The organism is Agrobacterium sp. CG674 (genome assembly GCF_053521645.1).
In genome coordinates this window covers 619,020-633,927 of record NZ_JBNWDZ010000001.1, presented here as the reverse complement: position 1 = coordinate 633,927, position 14,908 = coordinate 619,020, and the positions used below count along the sequence as shown (strand labels likewise).

The following is a 14,908-nucleotide window of genomic DNA, read 5'->3' as shown; positions in this document are numbered from 1 at the left end:
CCCGACATATGCCGGGCCCCTTCAAATACTAGATCAGTTAGATACGCACTGTCTGCGCGGGCCATTGTTAGGCTGGAATGTATTGTCCGATGCGCGGTACGAACGGTACCGGCTTGCACAATATTGCTGATGGCTGCTGCCATAGGCCGGACGACCCTGCGACATCGCACCGCCAATGATGGCGCCTGTAGCAAATGCCGCGAGCGGGAACCACATGCCGTTGTGCTGGCGGTAGCCTGGACGACGATCACGATAGCCGCGATGGCCGTTGTAATATCCCTGACGTGCCATTGGTCTGCGGTAATCACGATCGCGACCACGGAAGCCTCGATCACGGTAGATGCGGCGCTCGTCGCGACGATACTGCACCTGAACGACATTGTCTGTCATCGCCGTCTGTGCAGGCTTCTGCATTGGAACGGGCACCTGGAATGCCTGCGATGGCGTAAAGCTTGTCATGAGCATGATAACCGCTGTCGCGATGCTCGTTTTGCGCAAATTCATTTGGATGTTCTCCGTATTGTGATGCGCGTCGAGACCGCGCTTTCATTGTCACAATAACGGAGAATGTTGCTTTTGGTTCCATTGCGCAAAACGGAACAAGTATAATCACGCCTCTACTTGAACGTCTGTCAAAGGCCTCGAGCAACACGCGAGAATATAGCCTTCCTCGATTTCCTCATCGAGAATGCCGCCATTATGGCTCATCTCAACCTCGCCGGAAAGCTTCAGAACACGGCATGTGCCGCAGATACCAGACTCGCAGGCGGCACCGATGCGAACACCCGCCGCACGCGCCGTCATCAATATGGTCTGGCCTGACTGGCATGGCACGTCCTTGCCGGACAGCGTGAAGTTGATTTTGGCAAGCACTTCGCCATCGTCAGGCAAATCGCTTGGGCCGACAGCCACAGGCGCTGCGGGAGAAAAGCTTTCCTGATGATAGCGCGCCATATCGAAGCCGGATGCTTCCAGCATGGAGCTGATTGCCGCCATGAAAGGCCCCGGCCCGCAGCAAAACACCGTGCGATCCATAAAGTCATGGGACAGCAGCGCAATCTTGGCCTTGTCCACCATGCCCTTCAGACCAGACCAAAGGTCCGTGCGCCCACAGTTCTCAACGATAAAGCCAAGTGACAGGTTCGGCATGAAGCGAGCCAGATATTCCAGCTCGTGGCGGAAGACGATGTCGGATGGGGAGCGTGAGCAGTTGATGAAGGAAATATCGCTTTGCGGTGCGCGGTCACTCATATCGCGCACCATAGACATCATCGGCGTGACGCCAGAGCCTGCGGAAATAAACAGATATTTGTCACCGGGATGGCGCACATAGGAAAAGTCGCCCAGCGGCCCCAGCGCCCGGATTTTCATACCGGGCTTCAGATGATCGAACATCCAGCGGGTGCCGATGCTCGTGGCCTGCGCCTTAACGGTTACGGCAACTGCGTAAGGCCGCGACGGGCTTGATGACAGAGTATAGGTGCGAAACAGCGGCTCCGGCCCCACAGGCAATTCGAGTGTCACGAACTGGCCCGGCAGATAGCGAAACCAGTTGGTACCTTCGGAGCGGAACAGAAAAGTCATCACGTCTGGTGTTTCAGGCGTGACGGAGATGCACTCCAGCAGGTGGAGCTTGTCGCTCCACGGCTTCATCTCATCGATATGCTTGTATGTCGTTTTCATGTTCATGGTCGTCATGCGACAACCGAGAGTTTTTGCTTGTCGCCCGAAAGACGGCCGATCATGAAATCGGAGTACCAGTTGACGAACTGCATCACGCCGCCCTCATCTTCCATGGAATAGGGGCCCGGCTGATACGCAGGAGAGCGGATGCCGAAAGCGTTTTCCTCAACAATACGGCGATCCTGATCATTGGTCTCGTTCCAGACATGGGTCAGGTTCTCGATATCGTAATCGACACCCTCCACCGCATCCTTGTGCACAAGCCACTTGGTCGTGACCTGAGTTTCCTGCGGCCCAAGCGGCAGCACGCGGAATGAAATCATGTGATCGCCAAGGAAATGGTTCCAGGTCGTTGGATAGTGGAAAAGAAGCAGTGCGCCGATATGGTCTATCGTCACATCATCCGATAGCGGACGACTCACGGCGCGTTTGCCGGACATGGTGTAGCTCTCGGCGTCACCAATCAGCGGCATGCGCGCCACGCGGAACTGGCCTTGAGGATCGATCTTGAAACGGCTCGGCAGACCGGCAGCCTCGCAGCGCGCCCAGTGCCCGCCGATTTCGGGATCGCTCGCACCGCCATCGGTGCCGGTCACGCTCGGGTTTTCAGGATAGGTGCGGCACAGTTCCGGATGGTTGGCGGCGCAATGGTAGCATTCTCGGTTGTTTTCCCAGACGAGCTTCCAGTTGCCCTTCTCGACGATTGTGCTTTCATGGGCGACTTTCGCCTCCCATACGCGGTGCGGCGCCATATAACCCTCGATCTCGGCGCGGACCGGTGCGAAATCGGCCGGGTTTTCGGCCAGACAGATGAACACGTATCCAGCAACCGTCTCACAGGCGATCGGCTTGAGGCCAAATTCACCCTTGTCGAAATCATCGCCCATATGGCGTGCAAACAGAAGCTTGCCGTCAAGATCATAGGTCCACTGGTGGTAGGGACAAACTAGCCGGGCTGCCTGTCCCTTTTGGCTGCTGCAGACGCGCGAGCCGCGATGGCGGCAGGAATTGTGGAAAGCGCGAATAGTGCCATCCCGGCCGCGCACGATGACAACGGCGTAGTCACCGATCTGAACCGTCATATAGGTTCCGGCCTTTGGCACTTCGCAATCATGGCCAACGAACAGCCAGTCTCGGTACCAGATGTTTTCCATATCCAGCTGGAAATATTCCTGGTCCACGTAGAAAGGCTGATCAAGGGTAAAACCCTCACGACGGTTTTTCAGTTGCCGCAATACGGTGTCACGCAAATCCATGGCCACGTCCTCGAAAAGTCGCGGCCAGCCTTTAGGGGCCATCTCCCGCGTGTGATGCCGATTATCTAACCATTCACGCGCATCTTCAGCACCACATACAGCGACATTGGCTTCCGCATTGGCGACAATTTGCGACACGCGCAATAACGGTTGCAGCGCGTGATTTTGTTTCGGAAACAGTGACTTATAGATCGATCAAACGAAAACCCGTCGCAATGTGACGCGGGCTTGTGCGCCATAATCTCTAATGCAGACCGATGCGCTAAAAGGATTTTTTAACCTCCTTCGCGTAAAACACATAAATCGGCACAGGAGTTCTCCGATGGAAAAGAGCACGCAGATACGCTATTTTGATGCGAGCGCTCTCAAGCCCGCGCCTCCCCGCACGAAAACAGCTCATTCCGATTTCCTGCGCACAGGCAAGATCGCCCGTTATGAAGAGAAATGGGTTCCGCGTGAGCATCGCTATCTGACGCATGAACAGGTGGCCGAGATTACCGGGCGCAAGCTTCAAACGGCTGGCGAATTGACCTATTCGCGGCTGAATTCCTTCCACCAGTCCATCCGCTTTCCCAACATGGTATTTCACCGCACCATCGAAGAGAGCCCACATCTGGGCTATTGCCATGTCACGGCATCGCGGACCAGTTTTGACCTGCGCAACCCAGTGATCTGGTCGTTCTATTTCGCCAATTTCTTTGCGGAACTGTGCGGCGACGACCAGTTCTTCGAGAATATCGATGCGCGGCATCCCCGCATGTATTTTGCCGTTGCGATGGCTGTGGCCGGTGACAGGTCGGTGAAAATCGACAAGACCATCCACCGCGATGGCCTACTGTTTCGCACCCATGACCCAAAGGTTGCACTGAAGAATGTGCTGATGCTAGGCACGCGCTCCAATGAGATGCGCAAGTTCATCCGCACACTTTGAAACTGACGCGGCAAACAGCTTTCCAACCCGGTTGAAAACCTCTAAAGCATGCCGCGCGAAACTGTGCGGCGTCAAAGGCCGCGCGCCCTCGGAAGGTGCTGCATTCATGGCGCGTCATATCGACATAGAAAACGACCGGGCCACGGCGCTTCGCGACGCCGTCGAAGTCCTGTCCTCAGGCCATCCCGTCGCCATTCCCACGGAGACGGTCTATGGCCTTGCCGCAGATGCCACCAACCCTGTTGCCATTGCCCGCATCTATGAAACCAAGGGGCGCCCGCAGTTCAATCCGCTGATCTGCCACATGGCCAGCATTGGGATGGCGGAAAACTACGCCGTGTTTGATCCCATCTCGCGAAAGCTGGCTGAGGCGTTCTGGCCCGGCCCTCTCACGCTCATTCTGCCATTGAAGCCAGGTGGCGCAATCCATTCGCTTGCCACAGCCGGTCTGGATACTGTCGGCATTCGCATTCCCAAGGGCTTTGCTAGCGCGCTGATCGAACATTTCGGAAAGCCGCTCGCCGCACCCAGCGCCAACAGTTCCGGCAAGATCAGCGCCACCAGCGCTGCCCATGTGGAAGCTGACCTCGGTGATAAGATCAGCCTTATTCTGGATGGCGGCGCGGCTGATGTCGGCGTGGAATCCACCATCATCAAGGTCGAGCAGGACGGCACCGTGCGCTTGCTTCGTCCCGGTGGATTGGTGGCGGAAGAGATCGAGCGCGTTGCCGGATCGAAACTCGTTCGACCTGCGAAGGCCTCTGCCGCCATCGAAGCTCCTGGCATGCTCGCCTCGCACTATGCGCCCGGCGCGGCTGTGCGGCTGAATGCCGTTTCCGTTGAACCCGGTGAGGCCTTGATCCGCTTCGGTGACAAAGCCGTCGCTGGCGAAGACCGTGCCGCGATTGTTCTTGATCTCAGCCGCAGTGGCGATCTCGCGCAAGCCGCCGTCAACCTGTTCGACCATTTGAAAAAAGCCGATGCCAGCGGTGCAACCAGCATCGCTATCACGGCCATTCCGGTTACAGGGCTTGGCGAAGCCATCAACGACCGGCTGGCGCGTGCCGCTGCCCCCCGCCCTGACGAAGCTGATTGAGGACCGATAATGATGACCGCCTTGCCCGATGACCTGATCCAGCGTTTCGTAACCATCGTTGGCGACAAGAACGCCGTGCGCGATCAGGCTGATCTTGCCCCGCATCTTGTGGAAAATCGCGGGCTCTACAAAGGCGCTTCGCCATTAATGCTGAAACCGGCCTCGACTGAAGAGGTGGCGGCCATTATGAAACTTGCCAGCGAGACCGGCACGGCCATCGTGCCTCAGACCGGAAACACCGGCCTTGTGGGTGGCCAGACACCGCGCAGCGGCGCAAGCGACATCATTCTCTCACTGGAGCGGATGAGCGGCGTGCGCGATATCGATCCCGTCGCCAATATCATTGTCGTGGATGGTGGCTGCATTCTCGATACGGTCCATGCGGAAGCCGACAAGGTTGAGCGGATGTTTCCGCTGTCGCTCGGTTCTCAAGGCTCCTGCCGCATCGGTGGAAACCTTGCCACCAATGCAGGCGGCACCGCAGTGCTTGCCTACGGAAATATGCGCCAGCTCTGCCTAGGGCTGGAGGTGGTTCTGCCAACGGGCGAAATCTGGAACGGACTGCGCCGCCTCAAGAAAGACAATACGGGCTACGATCTGCGCGACCTTTTCATCGGCTCGGAAGGCACGCTCGGCGTTATCACCGGCGCGGTTCTGAAGCTCTTTCCCAAGCCGCGTGGGCACCAAGTTGCCTTTGCCGGTCTCAACTCGCCCGAAGATGCCTTGAAACTGTTCGACCGTGCCTCAACGCTGTGTGGCGCGGCGCTGACGGGCTTTGAGCTCATGCCCCGCATTGGTATCGACTTTACCACAAAGCACATTCCAGGTGTCCGCGATCCGCTGGATACGGTGCATCCATGGTATGCGCTCATCGATATCTCCACCTCCGACACGGCGGAAACCGCGCAGACCATGATCGAGGACCTGCTGGAGAAGGGGTTTGAGGCTGGCGTCGTGCAGAATGCCGTCATCGCTTCATCAGACGCGCAGCGCACGGCGCTGTGGCACATGCGCGAAAGCATGTCGGATGCGCAAAAGCCAGAGGGCGGGTCCATCAAGCATGATGTTTCCGTTCCGGTCTCCAAGATACCAGAATTTATGGCAGAGGCCGAAGCGGCCGTCATGCAAGCAATTGCCGGTGCGCGCATCTGCGCTTTCGGTCATCTGGGCGATGGCAATATTCACTACAACATCTCGCAGCCCGTGGGTGCCGATAAGGCTGAGTTCATTGCCCGCTGGCGCGAGATCAACCACATCGTCCACGGCATCGTACTTTCCCATGGCGGCTCGATTTCCGCCGAGCATGGAATTGGACAGTTAAAACGCGATGAGCTTGCCGATATCCGCCCCGGTATCGAATTGGAACTGATGCGCCGAATCAAGACAGCTTTCGACCCGGCGGGCGTGATGAACCCCGGCAAGGTCGTCAGCGTCTAACCGGGTTTCGCCGCCACCGTCCTGCAATAGCGCGCCCTGCGACCATGCCGGGCGCGCAGGTTTGTCGCCCTTTTTTGGGCTCCCCACACGTCATCCCCGCCCATTTTTGGCCTTCGGATTTTTCGCCATTGCCGAAGCAGGATTGTCCTGCGCACCCTGCATTTCAGGGCGATGCGTGCGAGACAGCACATGCATATTTCTGCGACATTGAGGAAGCAGACACCGCAGGCTTGCCCAAAGCCTCCGCATGATCGTGCGCGTATCAGTTCAGGAATTCGAAACCTTATCAGTCTGCCTTTTGCTAACCATTTGGGAATGCAAAGTTTTCTTAACCTCGATTTTTAAGCTGTCTCGAAGATACGGCGGCTATCTTCACCCTATCAGAGGACGAAAAGTCCCAGACGAGGCCATGAAACGGCTCTCAGGTAAAACAAGGATAGCATGATGACCAACACTGTTCTGAAGCCCGACTGGGCAGGCGCGACACTCCGGCTCGACCCAACGCGGTTCCCGCAGCAGCTGACGTATGGCAAGGACAAGAGTTCAACCGATATCGCTATCACGCTCGATGAACGCGGTGCTGTGCTTCGCAAGGTCCTCCACTCCAGTGGCCTGCCGCTTTCCTTCGCGCTTCCTGCCCGTGCCTTCAAAGGTGTTGCCGCCCGCGCCATCGACCATGGTGATGGCCAGGTGACCGTGACGCTCGAACTTCATCATGACGATCCAGACCTTTGCATTCCCCTGCTGGTGGCGCACGACCTGTGCGACATTGCAGCGGATTGGCGCAGCTGGTCTGAAGCCTATCGCATTCCGATGCTGATGGTTGAGGCCGATGGCATTGCCCGCCCGCTGGAAGACCATCTCGGCCAGGTGCGCACCAAGACCACGCGCCCACGCCGTCGCCATTCCTATTTCGCAGAGCGCCGCCCGCGCTTCCTCGTGCGTCGCAACACCGGCTCGCTGGGCATGACCATGCGCATCCAGGGCAAGGAAATCATCGCCCGCAGCTGATCCATCCGTTTCCTCCGCGCAAAGCCCGGCACGTCTCAAGACGGCGCCGGGTTTTTCGTATCAACGCAAGATTAGCGGCAAGAGCAGACCGACGAAAATCAGAAGCCCGACGCGATTGTTGGACTTGAAGAGAGCGAGGCACTGCTCGACATTGTTGATATCGAGCATTTTTACCTGGCGGAAAAGCAAGAAGGCGGCAGTGACGAGGCCGACATAGCCAAGCCAACCCACACCGGCTGTGGCGAAAGCCAGAAAAATGAAGGCCAGCGCAGCACCGTAAAGGCCGATTAGCCATTTGCCTGTCTGGTCCCCAAACAGAAGTGCTGTCGAGCCGATGCCCACGGCGGTGTCGTCCTCCCGGTCCTGATGGGCGTAGATCGTGTCGTAACCAATCGTCCAAGCGATGGCGCCAACATAGAGCAGGAACGGCGAGATCGAAAGCGATCCGAATTGCCCGGCCCAGCCCATCAACGCGCCCCACGAAAAGGCAAGGCCAAGAAAGAACTGCGGCCAGTTGGTCACGCGCTTGGCAAACGGATAGATGGCGACGATGATCAGCGATGCCAGACCAACGACGATGGCAAATCCGTTAAAGCATAAAAGCACCACTAGGCCGACCAGCGCCTGAAGCACGATGAAGATCTTTGCCTGTGTGCGGCTGACCCTGCCGGACGGAAGCGGGCGCGAACGGGTTCTCGCCACCGCCATGTCTATTCTGTGATCGGCAAGGTCGTTATAGGTGCAACCGGCACCCCGCATGGCAACCGAGCCCGCAAAGAACAGAAAAAGATGGAATAGCAAAGTGCCCCAAGAGAAGGTGCCGATGTTCTGCGCCGCATTTGTCGCCATGGCCGCCGACCAGAAGCAGGGCCACATCAGCAATTGCCAGCCGATGGGGCGGTCCCACCGGGCAAGCTGCGCATAGGGCCAAAGGGTCCTCGGCAATATCCGATAGACCCAATTGTTGGATGGCGCGTCGGAAACGCGACCGGAAAGATCACTTTGGTCAGCCATGTCTGCGTTCTACGCTTCACATTTACGAAGCGTCAAGCGCAAGACTGCCAAAGCTATGCCCGGCCTGCGCTTAGCGTTTTTTCATGGCCTCTGCCAAGGCTGCCGCCAGTGCTCCGCCCGCTGGCGCAGCCTCAGCCCGTGGCTGCGGCTTCGCACTTGCATGGCGCATGGCATTGGCATTGCCTTTTTCCCGCATAGGCTGGGGTGCGGCCTCGCCACCATCCTTGCGCATGGTCAGAGCGATGCGTTTACGCTTCACATCCACCTCAACCACCCGCACCTTGACCACATCACCGGCCTTCACCACTTCGTGCGGGTCCTTGATGAAACGATCGGCCAGTTGCGACACATGGACGAGACCATCCTGATGGACGCCGATATCCACAAACGCACCAAAGGCAGCAACGTTGGTAACAGTGCCTTCCAGCAGCATGCCCGGTTTCAAATCGGTGATTTCATCCACGCCATCGGCAAAGGTCGCGGTTTTAAAGCTTGGACGCGGGTCACGACCGGGCTTTTCCAACTCGGCGATGATATCCTTGACGGTGGGCAGACCGAACTGCTCATCGATGAACTGCTTGGGATCAAGCGACTTCAACGCCGCACTGTCGCCCATCACGGAGCGCAGGTCGCGACCGCAGGCCGCGACGATCTTCTTGGCGACGCCGTACGCTTCAGGGTGGACGGATGACGAGTCGAGCGGCTCCTTGCCGTTGGGAATGCGCAGGAACCCGGCGCATTGCTCGAAGGTGCGCTGGCCAAGGCGGGGCACTTTCAGCAATTCCTTGCGGCTGGCGAACGGCCCTGTCTGGTCGCGGTGCAGAACGATGGCATCAGCGATGGAAGCACCAAGCCCCGATACCCGCGACAAAAGCGGAGCGGACGCCGTGTTGAGATCAACGCCGACAGCATTCACCGCATCTTCCACAACGGCATCCAGCGAGCGAGAGAGTTTGCCCTGATCGACATCATGCTGGTACTGGCCAACGCCGATGGACTTCGGCTCAATCTTCACCAGTTCTGCAAGCGGATCCTGCAATCGGCGGGCGATGGAGACCGCTCCGCGCAGGGAGACGTCGAGATTTGGGAATTCCGCCGCAGCACTTGCCGAGGCTGAGTAGATCGAAGCGCCCGCTTCAGACACGATGACCTTGGTCGGCTTGGGGCCGGTCAGCTGGGTCAACATATCCGCCACCAGCCGCTCCGTCTCGCGGCTGCCGGTGCCGTTGCCGATGGAAATCAGCTCGACATTGTGTTTGCGGATCAGGGCCGCAAGCTCGGCTTGCGTTCCGCGAATATCGTTCTTGGGCGGGAATGGATAGACGGTCGTCGTTTCCAGCAGCTTGCCGGTGCCATCCACGATGGCCACCTTGACGCCGGTGCGAATGCCGGGGTCCAGACCCATGGTGGCGCGAGAACCGGCAGGTGCGGCCAGAAGCAGATCTTTCAGATTGCGGGCAAAGACGTGGATCGCCTCTTCTTCCGCACGTTCCCGCAATTCGCGCATCAGATCGAGAGACAGGGACATGGAAAGCTTGACGCGCCATGTCCAGCCCGCGACCTCCATCAGCCAGGCATCCGCCGGTCCTGCGCTCCGAATATCGAAGGCACTGGCAATGGTGCGCTGTGCTGGCTTGACCGGTGATGGATCATCCGCATCCACATCGATTGTCAGTGTCAGAACTTCCTCGTTCCAGCCACGCAGCATGGCAAGTGCGCGGTGGCCGGGCACGGTGGCCCATTTTTCGGAGTGGTCGAAATAGTCAGAGAATTTCTCTCCCGTCGCCTGTTTGCCATCGACAACCTTGGCGCGGAAGGTGGCGTTGCGGCGCATATAGTCTCGCAGGCGGCCAAGCAGATCGGCGTTTTCTGTCATGGTTTCGGCCACGATATCGCGAGCGCCCTCAAGCGCTGCCTTCACATCTGCGACCTCTCCCTGAACATATGCCTGCGCCAGAGTGGCGGGATCGGCGCTACGGTTGTCCCACAAAGCTTGCGCCAGTGGACCCAAGCCCTTTTCACGGGCGATTTCAGCGCGTGTGCGGCGCTTGGGCTTGTATGGCAGATAAAGGTCTTCCAGCTCTGCTTTCGTCGTTGCCGATACGATCTTGCGCAGGAGATCATCGGTCATCTTGCCCTGAGTTGTGATGGAATCGGTGATGGACGAGCGCCGGGCATTGAGTTCGCGCAGATAGGACAGTCGCTCCGCCAGCGTGCGGAGCTGGGTGTCATCGAGGCCGCCGGTGACTTCCTTGCGATAACGGGCGATGAAGGGAACCGTCGCCCCCTCATCCAGCAGCGCAATCGCCGCATTCACCTGTTCGGCGCGGGCATTGATTTCGGAAGCGATCAACGGAGCAATGCGGGAGTTATCTGCGGCCATATGGTTCTCTGAACTTTCTTAAAATCTGCCCGAACATAGATGCTGATTGCGGCATGACAACAGGAAGCTTGATCGATTCCACAGAAAAGCCGAATGAGCCTATGCTTCGACGCAATAGCGATCTGAGCAAACAAACAGGTTGCCAATCAGCGCTTTGACCTTGACCTTTCAGCCCCCTGCCCTTAACGCCCCAGCATCACGTTAAAGCGCGAGATGACAGGGGTGTTGACCATGAGAGTTCTGTTGATCGGTTCCGGCGGACGCGAGCATGCGTTGGCCTGGAAAATTGCCCAATCGCCCCTGCTGACCAAACTTTATGCCGCGTCCGGCAATCCCGGTATCGCCGATCACGCGGAGCTTGTGACGCTTGATGTGGAACACCACGCTGCGGTCATCGCTTTTGCGAAAGACAACGACATCAATTTTGTCGTGATCGGCCCGGAAGCCCCGCTGGTTGCCGGTCTGGCCGATGACCTGCGCGCCGCAGGCATCGCCACATTCGGCCCTTCCAAGGCCGCATCCCAGCTTGAGGGCTCCAAGGGCTTCACCAAGGATCTCTGCGCCCGTTACGATATTCCGACCGGCGCTTACCAGCGCTTCAAGGATGCCGAACCGGCCAAGGCCTATGTCCGCCAGCAGGGCGCGCCCATTGTCATCAAGGCCGATGGTCTGGCCGCCGGTAAAGGCGTGACGGTTGCCATGAGCGAAGCCGAAGCGCTTTCAGCGATTGATGACTGTTTCGATGGTGCATTTGGTGCGGCCGGCGCTGAAGTCGTCGTCGAGGCATTTCTCGACGGTGAGGAAGCCAGCTTCTTCTGCCTTTGCGATGGAAAGACGGCCCTGGCGCTGGCAACCGCGCAGGACCACAAGCGCGTGGGCGATGGCGACACCGGCCCCAACACAGGCGGCATGGGTGCTTATTCTCCTGCGCCCGTCATGACGCCCGAGATGGTCGAGCGCACCATGAAAGAGATCATCGAGCCGACGATGACAGGCATGGCGAAAGACGGGAACCCGTTTTCGGGCGTCTTTTTTGCCGGGCTGATGATCACGCAAAAAGGTCCCGAGCTGATCGAATACAATGTTCGGTTCGGAGACCCCGAATGCCAGGTTTTGATGATGCGCCTGAAAAGCGACCTGCTTCCGCTGCTCTATGCGACCGCCACCGGAACACTTGCCGAGGTGAGTGCAGAGTGGCGCGATGATGCGGCCCTGACCGTGGTTCTGGCGTCCAAAGGCTATCCCGCCGCTTACGACAAGAACACACCGATCATCCACATTCCCGATGCGCGCGAAGACGCCAAGGTGTTCCACGCTGGCACAGCGCTGAAAGACGGCCAGCTGGTCGCAACCGGCGGGCGGGTGTTGAACGCGACAGCATTTGGCGCCACCGTGACGCAAGCCCAGAGCCGCGCCTATGCCTTGGCGGCCGAGGTTAAATGGGAAAATGGCTTCAGCCGCAGCGATATTGGCTGGCAGGCCGTCGCCCGCGAAGAGGCCAAGTAAGCAGCCGCCTCGCTTCGTTCAATATTTACCAAAGTTCCTGACCGGATGGAAAGGAAGTCGCAGTAAAATCCGCCCCGTTGAAGCAGCCGAATGGCTGCACGGAACAGGAGATTTCATGCGCAAGACTTTGCTTACGGTCGCACTCGTGCTGGCAAGCGGTTCTGCCATGGCGTCATCCATCGAAATCATTGGCCAGAACCGCACGTCAAACGGCAGTGTTGTGTCGGTGACCTGCGCGGCCTGCCCGCCGTCAAGCGTTGAAAAGAAAGCGGTGGTCGCTGCGCCAACGCTTGCACCCGGCACGCAGGAAATTTCCATTCGCGATGTGGATGGAAAGAAGCAGATCCAACGTACAGAATCGTGGATGGGCGGCTCGCCCGTGACGTTCATGAGCTCGAACTCTCTCTGGCTCCCTCAAGAACCATCGATCCCAAGCACCGCAGACAATGCAAGCCCGGGAACGGACGCTGTGCAGACTTCCGCTGTATCTCCCTCAGACCCAATTCCGAACAGCGCTGACAGCAAACCACAATTTGAAAATGTGCCATTGCGACCAAGTCTAAAGTAAACCTTGCTAATACTGCGCCGCCCTTAAAGAGGTACTATTCTTTAATATTCACATGCTAGCTTTATTGAGATGCGATCCAGCATTGGCGGAGCACCGCCTGCTGTCATGCCAAGTATTCTGCGGAGGATGCTGACAGCGGATAGTCGATTCAGTTGGCAGGTTTCCATGAAGCGTCTTAAAATTTCCATGCAGCTTGTCCTTCTGGTCGGGGGTCTTATTTTTGCATTTTCAGTAGCAACATTTTTCCAGATCAGGTCCTCGTCCGAGACGATTTATCAGCAGCGTTACGAGATGCTGCGAACCGAGACCGAAACCGCTATTTCTGTGCTGAAAATATATGATGAGAAGATGAAAGCTGGTCAATTGACCCTGGAGCAAGCCCGAAAGCAGGCATTCGACCTGCTGGTTTCGTTGCGCTATGAACCAGATGGCTACTTCTTCGGATATGATCGCGACATTAACATGTTGTTCCATTACGATACCAAACGTGTCGGCAAGAATTTGAAGAACCAGCCTGACCCGACTGGCAACCTCTACCGCGAAAAGCTGGTCGAACTCGCAGTCAAGGACGGCGGACGTGTAGACTTCATGGCCAGCAAGCCAGGTGAGGACAAGGAAGCGTTTTTCCGCAAGACCGCCTATGCGGCTGAGTATAAGCCCTGGGGCGTTATTGTCATCACGGGCCTCTACATGGACGACCTTGAGGCGGAAGTGAATAATGCCATTTGGAAAGCCGTCAGCATCGGCTTTGGCATTCTCGTTCTCGCAATGGCCGCTGCATTCATTATCATCAGAGGCATAACCAGGCCGCTCAGTGACATTCACAATGCTCTCGGCGAAGTGGCCAACGAAAACGTTGAGATGCCCATTCCGCACACCGGCATGAAGAACGAAATCGGCCTCATGGCCAAAGCAACGGAAGCATTGCAGAGCAAGGTGCGCGAGCGCCACGCCATGCAACGCCGTGAAGAAGAACAGCAGCAACAACTGGACAGCGAACGCCAGACAAATCTCGACATGCAGAAAAGCGAGGCGGACCTTCAGGCCCGCGTCGTCAGCACCATCGGCAACGCACTGGAGAAACTGGCACAGGGCGACCTCACGGTTCGCTGTGGCGATCTGGGCTCGCGCTACACGGCCCTGCGCAACAACTTCAACGAAGCACTTTCGCAACTCGATGCGGCCATGGCCAAGGTCAATGTGAAGAGCATCGATATTGGCGGCTCCAAGGATGAAATCCGCAACGCTTCCAACGAACTGTCCCAGCGGACAGAGCGGCAGGCTGCAAGCCTCGAAGAAACGTCGGCGGCGCTGGACGAACTGACAGTTGCCGTGCGCCTGACGGCGGATGGCGCAACGGAAGCCGCACAGAAGGTCACGTCGATCAGTACCGATGCCAACCGCAGCGACCGGATCGTCGAACAGGCCATCGGCGCCATGAGCGGTATCGAGCAATCCTCGCAGGAAATTACCAAGATCATCGGCGTTATCGATGGCATTGCCTTCCAGACCAACCTTCTGGCCCTGAACGCGGGTGTGGAAGCGGCGCGCGCCGGTGAAGCTGGCAAGGGCTTTGCGGTTGTTGCTCAGGAAGTGCGTGAGCTGGCCCAGAAATCCGCGGCTGCCGCCAAGGAGATCAAGGACCAGATTGCCCGTTCGTCTACGCAGGTAGAAAATGGCGTGCGTCTTGTGGGAGAAGCGGGCGATGCGCTGAAGCGTATCTCCGATCAGATCAAGTCTTCGAGCGAGATCGTCAACAAGATTGCCCATTCGGCAGCCGAACAGGATACGACGCTGCGCTCCATCTCCAGTTCGCTGAACCATTTGGATACCGCAACCCAGCACAATGCTGCCATGGCCGAGGAAACGACCGCGCTGGCAGAAACACTGGCTGCCGATACGGAAGAGCTGATCAACCTCATCAGTACCTTCCGCGTTTCCGGCTCGCAGAGCGGCAGCCTTCATGGAATGGCGCAGCAAATGCGCCGGGCAAGCTGATCTGCGGTTCCACAGTCACTGGATC

At 57.9% G+C, this 14,908-nt stretch carries 12 protein-coding genes; 7 read left to right on the top strand and 5 right to left on the bottom strand.

Annotated elements, in window-relative coordinates:
• Window positions 1-33: 33 nt before the first annotated feature.
• From ACQZ51_RS03025 to ACQZ51_RS03015, 3 genes are all read right to left on the bottom strand, one after another.
• The gene (locus tag ACQZ51_RS03025) at window positions 34-504 is read right to left on the bottom strand and encodes a BA14K family protein (RefSeq protein WP_448775093.1); all 471 of its coding nucleotides are present in this window, start codon (window positions 502-504) and stop codon (window positions 34-36) included.
• A gap of 105 nt (window positions 505-609) precedes the next feature.
• Window positions 610-1,689, bottom strand: coding sequence for a 2Fe-2S iron-sulfur cluster-binding protein (locus ACQZ51_RS03020; protein WP_448775749.1), 1,080 nt, complete (start codon window positions 1,687-1,689; stop codon window positions 610-612).
• A gap of 5 nt (window positions 1,690-1,694) precedes the next feature.
• Window positions 1,695-2,939: an aromatic ring-hydroxylating oxygenase subunit alpha gene (locus ACQZ51_RS03015; RefSeq protein WP_448775091.1), complete on the bottom strand. Its 1,245-nt coding sequence runs from the start codon at window positions 2,937-2,939 to the stop codon at window positions 1,695-1,697.
• A gap of 322 nt (window positions 2,940-3,261) precedes the next feature.
• Here ACQZ51_RS03015 and ACQZ51_RS03010 point away from each other — a divergent pair, with 322 nt between their 5' ends.
• From ACQZ51_RS03010 to ACQZ51_RS02995, 4 genes are all read left to right on the top strand, one after another.
• Window positions 3,262-3,870, top strand: a complete 609-nt coding sequence (locus ACQZ51_RS03010; RefSeq protein WP_448775090.1) for a DUF6656 family protein — start codon at window positions 3,262-3,264, stop codon at window positions 3,868-3,870.
• A 106-nt stretch (window positions 3,871-3,976) separates the two neighbouring features.
• Entirely contained in the window at window positions 3,977-4,966 is a 990-nt protein-coding gene (locus tag ACQZ51_RS03005) for an L-threonylcarbamoyladenylate synthase (protein ID WP_448775088.1), read from the top strand.
• A 9-nt stretch (window positions 4,967-4,975) separates the two neighbouring features.
• Window positions 4,976-6,403 (top strand): FAD-binding oxidoreductase, encoded by a 1,428-nt coding sequence (locus tag ACQZ51_RS03000; protein WP_448775087.1) that lies wholly within the window; start codon window positions 4,976-4,978, stop codon window positions 6,401-6,403.
• A 444-nt stretch (window positions 6,404-6,847) separates the two neighbouring features.
• Window positions 6,848-7,414: a DUF6101 family protein gene (locus ACQZ51_RS02995; RefSeq protein ID WP_042618424.1), complete on the top strand. Its 567-nt coding sequence runs from the start codon at window positions 6,848-6,850 to the stop codon at window positions 7,412-7,414.
• A gap of 60 nt (window positions 7,415-7,474) precedes the next feature.
• Here the strand turns inward: ACQZ51_RS02995 and ubiA are convergent, their stop codons facing one another.
• Both ubiA and ACQZ51_RS02985 read right to left on the bottom strand, forming a co-directional pair.
• A complete protein-coding gene (gene ubiA / locus ACQZ51_RS02990) occupies window positions 7,475-8,428 on the bottom strand; it encodes a 4-hydroxybenzoate octaprenyltransferase (protein ID WP_448775085.1) in 954 nt (317 codons plus the stop codon).
• A gap of 70 nt (window positions 8,429-8,498) precedes the next feature.
• A complete protein-coding gene (locus ACQZ51_RS02985) occupies window positions 8,499-10,811 on the bottom strand; it encodes a Tex family protein (protein WP_448775083.1) in 2,313 nt (770 codons plus the stop codon).
• A gap of 231 nt (window positions 10,812-11,042) precedes the next feature.
• Here ACQZ51_RS02985 and purD point away from each other — a divergent pair, with 231 nt between their 5' ends.
• The 3 genes from purD (at window position 11,043) to ACQZ51_RS02970 (ending at window position 14,883) form a co-directional block, all read left to right on the top strand.
• On the top strand, window positions 11,043-12,317 hold the full coding sequence (gene purD / locus ACQZ51_RS02980) for a phosphoribosylamine--glycine ligase (protein ID WP_448775082.1): 1,275 nt from the start codon (window positions 11,043-11,045) through the stop codon (window positions 12,315-12,317).
• Window positions 12,318-12,432: 115 nt separating this feature from the next.
• Window positions 12,433-12,885 carry a plant virulence effector HPE1-like domain-containing protein gene (locus ACQZ51_RS02975; protein WP_448775080.1) on the top strand — a complete coding sequence of 151 codons (453 nt, stop codon included), beginning with the start codon at window positions 12,433-12,435 and terminating at the stop codon, window positions 12,883-12,885.
• 165 nt (window positions 12,886-13,050) lie between these two features.
• Entirely contained in the window at window positions 13,051-14,883 is a 1,833-nt protein-coding gene (locus ACQZ51_RS02970; RefSeq protein WP_448775079.1) for a methyl-accepting chemotaxis protein, read from the top strand.
• Window positions 14,884-14,908 lie beyond the last annotated feature (25 nt).